The organism is Streptomyces sp. NPDC052052 (assembly GCF_040680455.1).
Taxonomy (GTDB): domain Bacteria; phylum Actinomycetota; class Actinomycetes; order Streptomycetales; family Streptomycetaceae; genus Streptomyces.
This window is the reverse complement of sequence record NZ_JBFAWU010000026.1, coordinates 107,348-121,526: the sequence shown is the minus strand read 5'-3', so window position 1 is coordinate 121,526 and position 14,179 is coordinate 107,348. Positions and strand designations below refer to the sequence as shown.

The following is a 14,179-nucleotide window of genomic DNA, read 5'->3' as shown; positions in this document are numbered from 1 at the left end:
TCCTGGACGAGTTGTTCGGACTTCTCGTTGACACTGGCTTCGAGGTCGTCGAACTTTCCCGCGAAGTCCTTCGCCGCCTCCTGCCCGAACTCCCGGAGATCGGCGGGGAGTTTGTCGACCTCGGCCTTCAACTCGGTGCGCCCCTTGGCGATGCGGGCCTTGGCCTTGCCGAGTTCGGTGCCGATGAGGTCGGCCACCGAGGAGATGACGCCCTGCATCTTCGCGACGTAGAGCTTGCGGGCCTCCTGGTAGAGGTTGTTGGCCTCCTGGGGCAGGCCGGCGAACTTGTCCTTGACCCAGCGGGCCTTGCCCGTCCACCCCGAGTACCGCTTGTCCTTGTACGCCTTCATCCGCCGCTGGTGGTCCGCGGTGAACGCGTCCCGGGCCGCCTTCTCGCCCTGCGTGAACGCGGCATCGACCTTCTTGTCCAGGCCGGACAGGGTCTCCTCGACGTCCTTCTTCGTGGAGTCGTAGACCTTCTGGAGTCTCGCGGTGGCCTCGGCCCGCCGCTTCTCGTCCTTCGACTTCGTCTCGCCCTTGCCCCCGTCGACCTGCTTGCCCGCCGAAGCCCGGGTCGCGGTCAGTGCGTTCATCGCCTGCGCACCGGATGCCGCCGCACCCGCCTTGGCCGTGTTCAGCTGCTGGTTCTCAGCCGCCCGGCCCTTGGCGGGGGCCTTCGCGGAATCGGTCTCGGCGGTCTTCTTCGCGGACAGGGCCTGGTCGAACTCCGGCTCGTTGCCCTGGGCGAGCTGCTCCTCGGTGACCTCCGCATCCGCCATCGCCTGGTCGTTCGCGGCAGGACCCTCGGAGAAGTCGGTCACCGCGGCCGGCTGCTTCTCGGGGATCGCGTCCGCCGCGGACGGGGCGCCCGGGTTGGCCGGGGGCTGGTCCGGGACCATCGGAGTGACCGGCTTGTCCTTGGCCGCCGACGTGTCCGGCGGAGCCTTCGTCGCCGTATCGATGTCCTTGGCCGAGGACTCCTTGCCGTCCTTGACCTTCCCGTCCACCTCCGACTTGATCGTGTCGGCCTTGCCGGACTTCGAGAACTTGTCCGCGTCATCCAGGTTCTTCGGCGCCTGCGCATCGATCGCCTTGTTCACCGCATCGATGAACGCCTGCTTGTTGAACTCACCCGGCTTCGCCGCATTCATCTTCTCCGCGTTCGCCGCCTTGCCCTGCGCCTCCTTGTCATCCGGCGGAGCGACCGCCGCATCCTGAGCGGACTTGGATTCGGTGGCGGCAGGTGCATGGACAGCCATCGTGGTCCGCTTTGCCGCCACGTCCGCCTTCACCTTGCGGAACCCCGCCGCCTGCGCCGCAGAAGGCTTCACCGGAGCCGTATACCGCTGCGCCACCAGACGCGACACCGCCGCATTCCCCGCCACACGCTGCAACCGCTGCAGATCACGCGCACCGGGCGCGGGGGCGGGGCGGTCGCTCGGCGGGCGCTCCGGGGCCGCCGTCGTACGGGAGACGTCCGCATGCGCAGGAGTGGCCTTGGCGCGGGCAGCGCCGGTGTCCTTCTCCGGAACCGCCTTCATCCGCCCTCCAGGCCCACGACTTCTGCGGACAGCCGGCACTCGGCACTCGCGGGCGCATGGCTCTGCCGCCGTCCCAGGGTGTGGCGGCGGTGGATCGCGTAGGCAGCGCGCGGGGACGCGTCCGGGGGCAGCGCGCGCCGACACGGACAGCGAGGGAACGTTGCCTGATCGGGCACCGGCAGGTGCACGGCAGGGCGGCCGAGTGTCCGTTCCCGGTGATCGCGGTCGTGGCGAGAATTGCGGGCGTTCCCCGGCCAAGGAGAGACTCATATGCCGTCGTACCTGTCCCCGGGCGTCTACGTCGAAGAGATCGAGTCCGGATCCCGGCCGATCGAAGGGGTGGGCACCTCGGTCGCCGCCTTCGTCGGCTTCGCCCAGAAGGGCCCGTTCGACGAGCCGACGCTGATCACGAACTGGAGCCAGTTCGTCGGCACCTTCGGTGATTTCGTCGACGGTACGTATCTCGCCTCCGCCGTCTACGGGTTCTTCTCCAACGGCGGCGGTGTCTGTTACGTGGTGCGCATCGGTGACGGCACCGAGCCCCCGGCCGAGGACGAGAGCGGCGGGTTCGCCGGGCAGTTGCCCGCAGGATCGGAGACACAGCTCGGGCCGTACGCGGTGAAGCCCCGCCCCGGCGTGGCCGGCGAGCTCACCGTCGAGGTGGCCGAGGTGGAGGCGGACGATCCGCCCTCCGACGTCTTCCAGCTGATCGTGAAGCGGGACGGGCAGGTCGCGGAGACGTACCCGAACGTCACGACCAAACGCAGCAAGGAGAACGTCGCCACCCGGGTCAACGCCAAGTCCGAGCTGATCGAGATACGGGAGTCGGGCCGCGGCGCCGCGCCCGCCAAGCCCGCACCGCAGTCCGTGACCCTGGCCCCCGCCGCGCCCGCGTCCCCCGATGCCGGGGCGCTGACCCCGGAGCTGTACGTCGGCGACTCCGACCGCCGGACCGGCCTCGGCGGGCTCGAAGCCGTCGAAGAGGTCACCACGATCGCCGTGCCGGATCTGATGAGCGCCTACCAACGCGGGCTGCTGGACCTGGAGTCGGTCGTCGCCGTGCAGCAGGGGCTGATCACCCACTGCGAGCTGATGGGGGACCGCGTCGCCATCCTCGACCCGCCGCCCGGACTCAGCCCGCAGCAGATCCGCGCCTGGCGCACCGGCCAGGCCAACTTCGACTCCAAGTACGCCACGCTCTACTACCCGTGGATCCGGGTGGCCGACCCGTCGTCGGGGCGTGCCCAACTGGTCCCGCCGAGCGGGCACATCGCCGGCATCTGGGCCCGCAACGACGAGTCGCGCGGTGTGCACAAGGCCCCCGCCAACGAGGTGGTGCGCGGGGCCGTCGCCCTGCAGACCCAGCTGACCAAGGGGGAGCACGATCTGCTCAACCCGATCGGGCTGAACTGCATCCGGTCCTTCCCCGGGCGCGGCATCCGGGTCTGGGGCGCGCGCACGCTGGCGTCGGACCCGGCCTGGCGCTACCTGAACGTCCGGCGCCTCTTCAACTACCTGGAGGAGTCGATCCTCAACGGAACCCAGTGGGTCGTCTTCGAGCCGAACGACGACGCCCTGTGGGCCCGTATCCGGCGCACGGTATCGGCGTTCCTGGTCAACGAGTGGCGCAAGGGAGCGCTGTTCGGGCTCACTCCGGAAGAGGCGTTCTACGTCAAGTGCGACCGCGAGACCAACCCGCCGGAGAGCATCGACGCAGGGCAGGTGATCTGCGAGATCGGGGTGGCACCGGTCAAACCGGCCGAGTTCGTGGTCTTCCGCCTCTCCCAGATGACCGGGGGCACCGGCGGTGTCGACGAGTAGCCCGCCCGCAGGGGGCCCGGCCGGGCCGCAGGCCCGACATCCTGCGATCCCTGACCAACGAACGCGGCAAGCACGGCAAGAGCGCCATGAGCGGTAAAGGAGCCTGTTGTGGCACTTCCTGATCTCGACAGCACCGTCGGGGCCTCCTTCGGTCTCGAATTCGACAGCGTCGTCATCAAGCAGATCACCGAGGTCAGTGGTCTGAAGATGGAGCAGGACGTCATCGAGCTGAAGCAGAACACCGCCGACGGCCGCTACGCCATCAAGAAGCTCCCGGGCCGTCCGAAGGCCGGTGAGGTGACCGTGACCCGGGGCCTGACCGAGGACAACAGCTTCGAACGGTGGATCAAGGACTCCCGGTTCGGCCGGATGACTGCCGCCCGGCGCAACGGTGCCGTCATCGTGTACGACCACGAGGGCGTCGCCATCAAGCGGTACAAGCTCATCAACGCCTGGCCGAAGTCACTCGAAATCGGCACGCTCAAGGCCGGTGACACCTCCGTCCTCACAGAAAAGCTCGCGATCACCTACGAAAGCATGGAAGTCGACTGATGCGGCGTACGGCACAGGCCTCGGCGCCGACCGCGGCCCTCGAACCGGACGGCCAACTGCCGGTCGGCGGGGGTGCCAGGTCGGGGCAACGGGACTCCCTGCGCACCGAGTTCACCTTCGAACTGCCCCGCGGATACGTCGACGAGGCGGGCGTCGTGCACCGCACGGGAGTCATGCGGCTCGCGACCGCCCGGGATGAACTCGTTCCCCTGCGGGACGACCGGGTACGCGAGAACTCCGCGTACCTCTCGGTCGTCCTCATCGCCAGGGTCGTCACCCGGATCGGCACGGTCGACGACATCCACCCCGGCATCATCGAGGACCTGTTCGCCTCCGACCTGGCCTTTCTGCAGGACTTCTACCGCCGGATCAACGCCGAGGGCCACACCCGCGCCGCCGTCTCCTGTCCGTCCTGCCATGAGGAGTTCGCGGTGGATCTCGCCGGTGGACGCCTGGGGGAATCGTGACGTACGCGGCCGACCTGCTCTACGAGGAGGTCGCGTACCTCGCCTATCACTTCCACTGGCCGCTCGATGAGCTGCTGGACCTGGAACACCCGGAACGACTGAGGTTTGTCGCACAGATCGCCCGCCTCAACGGGCAGTAGCGAAGAGCGCAGGAAGGGCAGGAGAATCCATGGGCCTGATGTCCTGGCTGCGCGGTGGCGGGCGTACGGAGACGGGGCCGGGCGCTGGTGCGCAGAGTGCTGCGGCAGCCGTGCCGCCGGAAGCCGCCCGGGGCGAGCGGGTCGATCTGGCAGAACTTCCGCCTCTGCAAAGGATGTTGGGCGCTGGTCCGGAGCTGGTCAGCGACCCCTCCGGGTTCCAGGGGGCGCTCACCACCCGGCAGGATCCGGCACTCGGCACACCGCTCGGGCATCTGGTCAGCCCGGATGCGCCCACCGGGCTGGTGCACGGGATCACCACCCCGGCACCGGCCGACCGGACATCACCGGTGCAGCGGTCCGCGGAACGCGCGGCGGAGCTGCCGGTGCGCGGCTGGTCCACGGCCCTGCCCACGCCCACGACCTGGCCCGTTCCGGTACAGCGCGCGGTCGGTGCCGGGACGCCGGTGATGACCTCCGCCGACGGGTCGGACGCGGTGGCGGAACTACCGGTACGCCGACTGGTGGGTGAGCAGAGCTTCGTACCGGCTTCGGTTCCACAACCGCAACCGCAACCGCAGCCGGAACCGGCCGACCCTGCACCCGCGCCGCCGTCCGCGTCTGTACCCGGGCCTGCGTCCGCGCCTCTTCAGCGTGCGGTGGCGCCTTCGGCCGCGGAACCGGCCCTGCGGAGGCCCGGACTCGGCGCACCCCTGTCCGCCCTGCCGCCCACGGCACAGCGCCAGGCTGCCCCCGGCCCCGACTCGGCCCCCGCCCCCGTCCAGCGGGCGGTGACGGACATGGCGGCGGGGACGGAGCCGGTCGACCGGGGTACGCAGGACGGCAGCGCAGACCTCTCCTCCGGGGCCCCGGAGACGGCGGCGAGGCGGGAGACCCCGATGGTCCCGGAGCCGGCGCCGGCCGAGGAGGTGTCCACCGCCCCGTTGCTCGGCGACGATCCGCTGCTCCCGGCATCGTCGCTGCCCGCGCCCTCGGGCCCGCCGCCGCCCCTGCCGCAGCCTTCCACGCCGTCGTCCGGCCCGGCTGTCCAGCGGACGCCCGACCGGCCCGTGCCCGCCTCCGTGCCCGCCTCTGTGCCTCCGCCCTCGCCGACCGCTCCGGTGGCGCCGCTGCTGGGCGACCGGCCGTTGACGCTCCACTCCACGGAGAGCCGAGGGACCGACGCGGTGGCCGGCGTGCAGCGTTCCGCCGCGGAGCAGGCCTCCGCCTCCGTGCAGGTCTCCGCCTCTACGCCCTGGTCGGCGCCGGTGTCCGAGCCGGACGCCGTTCCGCTGCGCTGGGTCCCTGCCGGGGCGTACACGCCGTCCGTGCCGGTGGCGCCCTCCGGGCCGGCGGCTGTGCAACGTACCGCCGCACCGGCGGGGGAGGGGCCGGGCATGCGGCCCCCGCCGCCTTCCGCGCTGCAGCGTCAGGCGGTCGGCGGGCCTCCGGTGCCGCGTTCGTTCTCGGGTTCCGGCAGCCGTGACGTGCCCTCGACGCCCTCCGTGACCTCCATGCCTTCCGCATCGTCCGCGGGACCCGCCGCCCCCTCCTCCCCTGCCACGGCTTCCTCCTATGTCACGGCCGGTTCGGCCGCCGTGGCTGCCGGGGTGGCCCAGCGGATGGCGGACGGCAGTGTGGTGTTCGGCTCGCCGCCCCCGGCGTACTCGGCACCCGTGGTCCAGCGGGAGGAGCAGACCGCGGAAGCGCCACCTCCGGACCCGTCCCAGGAGCCCGGAGCCGAACCGGAACCGGAACCCGGCCCCACCGCCGAGGACCACGGCTCCACCGCCCCCGCACCCGGCGGCCCACCCGGCCAGGGCGGTGGACCGGGCGGTGGCGGGGCGCCCGTTGTCACCGACGAGCTGGTCCGCGCCCTGTACGCACCGCTCAGCCGCCTCTTCAAGGCGGATCTGCGGCTGGAACGTGAACGGGCGGGACTTCTCATCAACACCCGGCACTGAGGAACGGCGAGAACAACAGCGACACCCCAGGGAATGGAGAGGTACGCGCCATGGCCACCGCCCAGAACGACGATCCCGCCGTCAGTGTCTGCTTCGTCGTCACGATCGACGACATCGAGCTCGGATCGTTCAACACATGTGACGGTCTGGGCTGCGAAGTGGTGCTCGAAACACGTGAGGAGGGCGGCAACAACGGGCATCTGTGGCAGTTGCCGACCCGTCTGAAGTACTCGAACGTGAAACTGTCCAGGCCGCTGACCAAGGAGACCGAGAAGGTGGCCCGCTGGTTCGCCACCATGACGACCGGGTTCAGCCGCAAGACGGCGCACATCGAGGCACGTACCGGCGACGGGCAGAAGGTGGCCCAGTGGGGGCTGCTGGAGGTCGTACCGGTCCGCTGGACCGGTCCTTCCTTCACCCCCGAATCACCCAAGGTCGCGATGGAGACGATCGAGATCGCCCATCACGGCTACGTCATGGAGGGCTGAGGGCGGTGAGCGGCGCAGGTCCCATCGCGTTCAGTGCGGCCGGTACCTCCGGGGTGTCGGCGCAGGCGGGCCGGGGCGGATCGGCCCGGCCCAAGCTGGAGCACGCCTACCTGGAACTGCGGACGCCGCCGACCGGCGGCGGTCTCACGCCCGGCGGACCGTGCGGACGGATCGACTTCCAGTTCAACCCCAAGGAGCTGAGCCTCACCAAGGCCGCCTCCTGGAAACGGAGTCCGGCCAAGGGAGCCAAGAGCTCGGGACCGCCGGAGTACCAGGGATCCCAGCCCAGCAAGCTCACCGTGGAGATGTTCTTCGACGCCAGCGACACCCAGGACACCCGGGTGGTGAACGCCGTGGAGCAGCTGTTCGCGTGCTGTGTGCCGACCAACGAGACCCGTCAGCAGCAGCGTTCGTCACCGCCGTGGGTGGTCTTCCACTGGGGCGGGCTGACCGGGTTTCCCGGCTATGTGAGCCAAGTGCAGGCGAAGTACACCCTGTTCACGACGTCGGGTGTGCCGATCCGGGCCGTCTGCCAGGTCTCGATGGAGGAGATCAGCGGGGACACCCCGGGGCAGAACCCGACCTCGGGCGCCCTCGCGGCCCGCCGGGTGCACCGGCTGGACGCCGGGGACTCGCTGCCGTCGCTCGCCCAGCGGGAGTACGGAGACCCGGCCGCCTGGCGGGTGATCGCGGAGGCGAACGGGATCGACGACCCGATGCGGCTGGCCCCCGGGCAGCAGCTGCTCCTCCCCGCGCTCGACGAGCTGAAACGGCTCGAGGAGGAACGCGACAGGGGGCGTTCCTGATGGCGCAGCCAGGTGTGGCGACGGCGCTGGTGGTGGAGTTCGACGGCCGGCCGCTGCCGCCCGGGTCCGTGAACACGCTGGTCGAGGGATACGTCGACGACAGCAGGACCCTTCCCGACCTGTTCCTCCTGCGCTTCCGTGACCCGGACCGGGTGTTGTTGGAGAAGACCGGGCTGAAGATCGGGAGCGAGGCCCGGCTGCTGGCCCGCGCGGGCAGTGACACGGAACCGAAGCCGTTGCTGAAGGGGGTCGTCACGGCCCTGGAGGTGGAGCTCGACGAGACCGGCACCTTCACTGTCGTACGCGGTCTCGACGAGTCGCACCGGCTGTTCCGGGGACGCCGGGTGGCCAGCTACCAGAACATGACGCTCGCCGACATCTGCGCCCAGGTCGCCCAGCGCGCAGGCCTGAAGGCGGGGACGGTGGACGTGGCCGGTCCGGTACTCGAACACATCGCCCAACCGAACATCACCGACTGGGAGTTCGTACGCGACCTCGCCGAGGAGGCGGGCGCGCAGGCCTATGTGCTCGACGGGCAGCTGCACATCACCCGGCCCGCGGAGGCGAGCGGTGCGCCCGACGGATCGGCGCGGGCCGAACGGAACGCCCTGGTCCTGGAGATGGGCAGCAATCTGCTGCGCTGCCGGGCCGGGGTGTCCTCCGCCGAGCAGGTCTCCGAGGTCGAGGTGCGCGGCTGGGACATCAAGGCCAAGCAGCCGCTCGTGGGGCGGGCCCCCGCGGGGAAGTCGACGACGCTGGAGCTGGGCGTGAGCGCGGCCGAGGTGTCCGCCCCCTTCGGCGAGGCGCGTTTCGTGGTCACGGACGCGGCGTACGGGGCCCAGGCACAGGTGGACCAGGCGGCGAAGGCGCTGGCGGAACGGATCGCCGGTTCGTTCGCGGAGCTGGAGGCGGTGATCCGGGGGAACCCCGAGGTACGGGCGGGCAGCGCGGTGGCGCTCAACGCGGTGGGAGCACCGTTCGAGGGGCGGTACACCGTCACCTCGTCGCGGCATGTCTTCGACCCGTTGCGCGGGTACGAGACCTGGCTGACGGTCTCCGGACAGCAGGAGCGTTCGCTGTTCGGGCTGACCGGCGGAGGACCGGGGGCCGGTGGGCCCGGGGCGGGGGCCGGTGGTGGGTCGCGTTGCGTGGGCCTGGTCAACGGGACGGTCACGGACACCCAGGACCCGGAGGGCTCGGGCCGGGTCAAGGTGCGGTTCCCGTGGCTGTCGGACGAGTACGCGAGCGACTGGGCGCGTACGGCGCAGTCCGGCGGGACGAGTGGCGGCGAGGCGTTCATCCCCGAGGTGGGGGACGAGGTCCTGGTGGGGTTCGAGCACGGGCATCTGGACCGTCCGTACGTCCTCGCCGGTCTGTACAACGGCAAGGACCGGCCGTCACAGGGCAGCAGTGGCAGTGGTGGTGGAAGTGGCGGCGGGTCCGGGGACGGCGGCGGTGCGTCCGGGGCGGGCGGCGGGGAGGCGGCATCCGGTGGGTCCCCCGCTCAGGGGGGCAAGCTGGTCGATCCGACCACCGGTGAGGTCAACCGGCGTTCGATCGCCTCCAGGAGCGGGAACCAGCTGGAACTCCTGGACGGCGCCGACGGACCGCAGGGCGTACGTCTGCTCACCGGCGACGGAAAACTGAAGATCGATCTCGATCGCAGAGGCACCGCGATCGTGATCAACAGCGACGGCAGCGTGACCATCGAGGCCAAGCAGCAGGTGTCCATCAAGGCGGCTCACGGCGTCGCGCTGGACGGCGGACAGGGAAAGCTCGAACTGAGCGGCGACAGCGTCACGTTGACGTCCCGCAGCGGAGTGCGGGTCGACGGCGGCAACGGCGAGGTCAAGCTCTCCACCGGCGGCACGGTGGACGTCCAGGGCGCCCAGGTCGCGGTCAACGGAACGCAGCGGACCGAGATCAAGGCAGGCGGCTCGCTGGCCGTCAACGCACCGCTGGTGAAGATCAACTGACGGCGCGTGAGCGCCGAGCGAGCTGAACGAAACGAGAGGAACGAACTTCCATGGCAGCAGCCGCGGCGCCGGCCGCACGGGTCGGCGACCCCACCGGACACCCCGGCACGGTCGGGCCGCCCGGTGTCCCGTCCGTGCTCATCGGCGGCCTGCCCGCCGCCACGGTCGGCACCCCGCACGTGTGCGCGATGCCGCCGCCCGCGGTCCACCCGCCGTCCACGATCGCACCGCCCGGCAGCACCTCGGTGCTGATCGGCGGGATGCCCGCTGCCCGGGTCGGGGACCTGGCCGCCTGCGGCGCGCCCGTCGTGTCCGGCTGTCCGACGGTGCTGATCGGGGGCTGAGCGGCCATGGGGCAGCAGTTCATCGGCGCGGGCTGGGCCTTCCCGCCGCATACGGACGCCACCGGCTCCATCGCCCTGGTGCGCGGCGAGCACGAGCTGGAGGAGTCGATCCGGCTGATCCTGGCGACCTCGCCGGGCGAACGGCCCATGCGCCCGGAGTTCGGCTGCGCGATCAACGACTACGTGTTCGCCCCGGCGGACGCGGGCACGGCCGGACAGCTCGCGTACGAGGTACGTCTGGCCCTGGACCGGTGGGAGCCCCGGATCGAGGTCACCGAGGTCGTCGTGCGGTTCGACGAGGTCGACAACGGGGTCCTGTACATCGACATCGGCTACACCGTCCGGGGCGCCAACGACCCCCGGAACCTGGTCTTTCCGTTCTATGTGATCCCGCAGCACGAGGAGGTGGACGGAGCGTGACGCTGCCCAGCCCGCATCTGGACGACCGCCGCTTCCAGGGCCTGGTCGACGAGGCGAAACGGCTCGTCCAGCAGCGCTGCCCCGAGTGGACCGACCACAACGTGTCGGATCCCGGCGTGACCCTCATCGAGGCCTTCGCGACCATGGTCGACCAGCTCGTCTACCGGGTGAACCGGGTCCCGGAGAAGAGCTATCTGACCTTCCTCGACCTGATCGGTGTCCGGCTCCACCCGCCCACGGCCGCCCACACCGATGTGACGTTCCGGCTCTCCGCGCCGCAGCCCGAACCGGTGCGGGTGAAGGCCGGTACGGAGGTGGCGACCGTCCGCACCGAGACCGAGGAAGCGGTGGTGTTCACCACCGGCCGTGAACTGTCCATCGTGCCCTGCGAGTTCGCCCACCTCGCCACCTGGCCGACGTCCGGTGACGCCGTCGACCGCACGGAGGAGCTCGCGCTCGGCCGGGCCGTCCCCTGCTTCGACACCACACCCGTGCCCGGCGACGCGGTCTACGTCGGGCTGTCCGCCGCCGTCCCGTCGGGCGTCGTCGTACTGCGGCTGGAATGTTCGGTCGACGGCGTCGGCGTCGACCCGCTGCGGCCGCCGCTGCTCTGGGAGGCCTGGGACGGCAGGGCCTGGACGGTCTGCGAGGTCGAGAAGGACGACACGGGCGGCTTCAACCGGTCCGGGGAACTGATCCTGCACCTGCCGGAAGGCCACACCCCGGCCGTCGTCGTGCGCCGCACCGGCGGCTGGCTGCGCTGCCGTCTGGTGGAGGCCGAAGCCGGGCAGCCCACCTACATGGCGTCCCCGGTGGTGCGCCGGATCACGGCGTTCACGATCGGCGCGACCGTCGGGGCCGTGCACGCGGAGACCGTGACGGACGAGGTCCTCGGACCGGCCGAAGGCGTACCCGGACAGACCTTCACGGTGAGCCGTCCGCCCGTCGTGCCGGGCGAGTTCGTCGTCGAGGTCGCGGACCCGTCGGGAGGCCCGCAGGGCACGGAGTGGACCCGGGTCGACGACTTCGCCCACTCCGGCCCCGAGGACCGGCACATCACGCTCGACCCCAACTCCGGCCGGGTCGAGTTCGGCCCGGCGGTACGGGAGCGGGACGGCTCCATCCGCTACTACGGGGCGGTCCCGCCGAAGGGCGCCACCGTACGCGTGCGCGCGTACCGCACCGGCGGCGGGCTGCGCGGCAATGTCGCCCGCTCCACGCTCCGGGTGCTGCGCAGCGCCATCCCGTTCGTGGCCCGGGTGGAGAACCGGCGGCCCGCGCTCGGCGGAGTCGACGGGGAGACTGTGGACAGCGCACGGGTACGCGGGCCGATGACGTTGCGGACCCTGCACCGGGCCGTGGTGCCGCACGACTACGAACTGCTGGCCCGCGAGGTCGCCCCCGACGCCTCCCGGGTGCAGTGCATCCCGGCCGGCGGGGACGCGGACGTCGAGGCGGGCGGGGTGCGGCTGCTCGTCGTACCGGCAGGACGCAGCGACGAGCAGGGACGGATCCAGTTCGACGAACTCATCCCGCCGCAGCACACCCTCGCCCTGATCGCCGGCCATCTCGACGAACGGCGCCCGATCGGCGCCCGGTTGGTGGTCGAACCGCCCTACTACCAGGGGGTCACCGTGGTCGCCTCGGTCCAGGCACGCAGGGGCGCCGTGCGGGAACAGGTGCGGGAGGAGGCGCTGGAGGCCCTCTACCGCTACTTCAACCCGCTGAGCGGTGGTCCGGGCGGCGACGGCTGGCCGTTCGGCCGGCCGATCCAGTCGGGCGAGGCGTTCGCCGTACTGCAGCAGGTGCCGGGGGTGGATCTGGTGGAGGACGTACGCCTCTTCCCCGCGGATCCGGTGACCGGACAGCGCGGCGAACCCGCCACGAAGATTGCACTGGACCGGCACGCCCTGGTCTTCAGCTACGAGCACCAGCTCCGGGTCCGGGAGGCCTGACCGCCATGCGCACAGCCGTGACCGGCCTGCCGACACCGCACCCGCTGATCGAGCAGCTCCCGGCGGTCTATCTGGAACAGGACTTCCTGCGACGGTTCCTGGCGGCGCTCGACGACGTACTCGCCCCGGTCCTGCTCGCCATCGACAATCTGCCCGCCCACCTCGATCCCCGCAGCGCACCGGATGACTTCCTGACCTGGCTGGCCCAGTGGGTGGCCGTCGACACCGGTGAGCACCACCCCGTCGAGCAGCGGCGTGCCGCGGTACGGGGAGCGGTCGAGCGGCACAGCAGACGCGGCACCCGGCGCGGTCTCGCGGAGGCGGTGTTCCTGGAGACGGGCATCGAGCCGGACATCGTCGAGAGCGGCGGCACGGCGTGGTCGTCGACCCCGCGCACGCAGTTCCCGGGCAGCCCGCGGCCGTGGGTGACGGTCCGGGTCCGGGCCACACAGCCGTACCAGGTCGACCGGGTGCGGCTGGAGGAGCTGATCCGTACGGAGATTCCGGCGCATGTGGGCTTCGATCTGGAGGTCTCGTGATCTGTGAGGCATGCGGTCAGAGCAATGCGCCGGGGACGCAGTTCTGTGCGTCGTGCCAGGCGTTCCTGGAATGGGAGGGGTCCGCCGCCGGCACCCCGACGCCCCCTGCCACCACCGGCACCCCGCCGCCGACGCCGCCCGCGCCCCAGCCGCGGTCGTCTCCACCGCCCCAGCCATCCCCACAGCCACAGCCGCAGCCGCGCCCCCAGCCGCAGCCGTCGCCCACACCTCAGGTGTCCCCACATCCCCAGCCATCCCCGCAGCCGCAGCCGACGCCTGCCCCTCGGCCCCCCGTCGCCCCGGCTGCTCCCCGGCGCCCCGGTGACGGGACGGACGAGTCGGTGCCGGGGCCGGAGGCGCTGCCCGACGTACCGCCGGTCGCCCCGCACACCACGCCGGGACCGCTGCCCGCCCCGACCATCCGCTGCCCCAACTGCCGTACGGAGAACGCCTCGGACCGCACCCGGTGCATCCGATGCGCGCTGGTCCTGGACCCCGGCCCGCCGCCCGAGGCCCGGCCTCCGTGGTGGCGTCGGATGTTCCGCCGGCGACCGCGGCAGGCGCCCGTCGCGGGAACCCGGCCGAAGCGCCGGCTGTGGCGCCGGCCCGGCCTGGCGCTTCCGGTCCTGCTGATCGTGGTGGCGTGCGGTGTCTGGTTCGCCCTTCCCCATGTGTCCGGCTGGTTCGGCTTCGCCAAGGACGAGACCGGGACGCCGGAGGCGGTGCCGCCCACCCGCTTCCGGGCGTCGAGCGTGGCTCCCGGCCACCCGGCCGGTGCGGCGTTCGACGGTTTCAACAACCGCTACTGGTCACCCTCGGCGGCGGGGCCCGACACCGGTGTCGGGCAGTACCTGGAGTGCGACTTCGAGCAGCCGGTACGGGTGCTGAAGCTGGTCGTCTTCTCCGGTACGTCGACCAAGAAGGACGAGTTCCTGGCCCAGGCCCGCCCGGCCCGGATCACCGTCACGCTCACCGCCGCCGACGGAAGCCGGACCGACAAGGTGATCAGGGTCAAGGACCAGCCGGGGCAGCAGACCTTCGACCTGCGCGGCTCACAGGTCGTGCGGGCGCGGCTGACGACCGACAGCACCTATGGAGCGGGCTCCGGCCGCCGACTCGCCCTTGCCGAGGTGGAGTTCTACGGCCGTCGGTCCTGATCGCGAACGGGC

The 14,179-nt window shown here is 71.4% G+C and carries 13 protein-coding genes and 1 pseudogene; 13 read left to right on the top strand and 1 reads right to left on the bottom strand.

Going from position 1 to position 14,179, the window contains the following annotated elements; translation table 11 throughout:
- Positions 1 to 1,541 (bottom strand): annotated as a pseudogene (locus AB0L71_RS27425) (hypothetical protein); the annotation flags it as partial.
- 270 nt (positions 1,542 to 1,811) lie between these two features.
- On the opposite strand from AB0L71_RS27425, the gene AB0L71_RS27420 reads away from it, so the two are divergent.
- The 13 genes from AB0L71_RS27420 (at position 1,812) to AB0L71_RS27360 (ending at position 14,167) form a co-directional block, all read left to right on the top strand.
- Positions 1,812 to 3,362 (top strand): phage tail sheath subtilisin-like domain-containing protein, encoded by a 1,551-nt coding sequence (locus AB0L71_RS27420; protein WP_365247823.1) that lies wholly within the window; start codon positions 1,812 to 1,814, stop codon positions 3,360 to 3,362.
- Positions 3,363 to 3,470: 108 nt separating this feature from the next.
- The gene (locus tag AB0L71_RS27415; RefSeq protein ID WP_365247821.1) at positions 3,471 to 3,914 is read left to right on the top strand and encodes a phage tail protein; all 444 of its coding nucleotides are present in this window, start codon (positions 3,471 to 3,473) and stop codon (positions 3,912 to 3,914) included.
- A complete protein-coding gene (locus AB0L71_RS27410; RefSeq protein WP_365247819.1) occupies positions 3,914 to 4,381 on the top strand; it encodes a hypothetical protein in 468 nt (155 codons plus the stop codon). The genes AB0L71_RS27415 and AB0L71_RS27410 overlap by 1 nt, the downstream gene beginning before the upstream one ends.
- Positions 4,378 to 4,521, top strand: a complete 144-nt coding sequence (locus AB0L71_RS27405; RefSeq protein WP_093896703.1) for a DUF6760 family protein — start codon at positions 4,378 to 4,380, stop codon at positions 4,519 to 4,521. Before AB0L71_RS27410 ends, AB0L71_RS27405 begins: the two co-directional genes overlap by 4 nt.
- 29 nt (positions 4,522 to 4,550) lie before the next feature.
- A complete protein-coding gene (locus AB0L71_RS27400; protein WP_365247817.1) occupies positions 4,551 to 6,482 on the top strand; it encodes a hypothetical protein in 1,932 nt (643 codons plus the stop codon).
- A gap of 50 nt (positions 6,483 to 6,532) precedes the next feature.
- On the top strand, positions 6,533 to 6,970 hold the full coding sequence (locus AB0L71_RS27395; RefSeq protein ID WP_365247815.1) for a phage tail protein: 438 nt from the start codon (positions 6,533 to 6,535) through the stop codon (positions 6,968 to 6,970).
- Positions 6,971 to 6,975: 5 nt separating this feature from the next.
- Positions 6,976 to 7,776 (top strand): LysM peptidoglycan-binding domain-containing protein, encoded by an 801-nt coding sequence (locus tag AB0L71_RS27390; protein WP_365247813.1) that lies wholly within the window; start codon positions 6,976 to 6,978, stop codon positions 7,774 to 7,776.
- On the top strand, positions 7,776 to 9,752 hold the full coding sequence (locus AB0L71_RS27385; RefSeq protein ID WP_365247811.1) for a VgrG-related protein: 1,977 nt from the start codon (positions 7,776 to 7,778) through the stop codon (positions 9,750 to 9,752). Before AB0L71_RS27390 ends, AB0L71_RS27385 begins: the two co-directional genes overlap by 1 nt.
- A gap of 50 nt (positions 9,753 to 9,802) precedes the next feature.
- Positions 9,803 to 10,096, top strand: coding sequence for a PAAR domain-containing protein (locus tag AB0L71_RS27380; RefSeq protein ID WP_365247809.1), 294 nt, complete (start codon positions 9,803 to 9,805; stop codon positions 10,094 to 10,096).
- Positions 10,097 to 10,102: 6 nt separating this feature from the next.
- On the top strand, positions 10,103 to 10,516 hold the full coding sequence (locus tag AB0L71_RS27375; protein ID WP_365247807.1) for a GPW/gp25 family protein: 414 nt from the start codon (positions 10,103 to 10,105) through the stop codon (positions 10,514 to 10,516).
- The gene (locus tag AB0L71_RS27370; RefSeq protein WP_365247805.1) at positions 10,513 to 12,471 is read left to right on the top strand and encodes a putative baseplate assembly protein; all 1,959 of its coding nucleotides are present in this window, start codon (positions 10,513 to 10,515) and stop codon (positions 12,469 to 12,471) included. The genes AB0L71_RS27375 and AB0L71_RS27370 overlap by 4 nt, the downstream gene beginning before the upstream one ends.
- Before the next feature lie 5 nt (positions 12,472 to 12,476).
- Entirely contained in the window at positions 12,477 to 13,010 is a 534-nt protein-coding gene (locus AB0L71_RS27365; protein WP_365247803.1) for a phage tail protein, read from the top strand.
- A gap of 341 nt (positions 13,011 to 13,351) precedes the next feature.
- Positions 13,352 to 14,167 carry a discoidin domain-containing protein gene (locus AB0L71_RS27360; RefSeq protein ID WP_365247801.1) on the top strand — a complete coding sequence of 272 codons (816 nt, stop codon included), beginning with the start codon at positions 13,352 to 13,354 and terminating at the stop codon, positions 14,165 to 14,167.
- Positions 14,168 to 14,179: the final 12 nt, after the last annotated feature.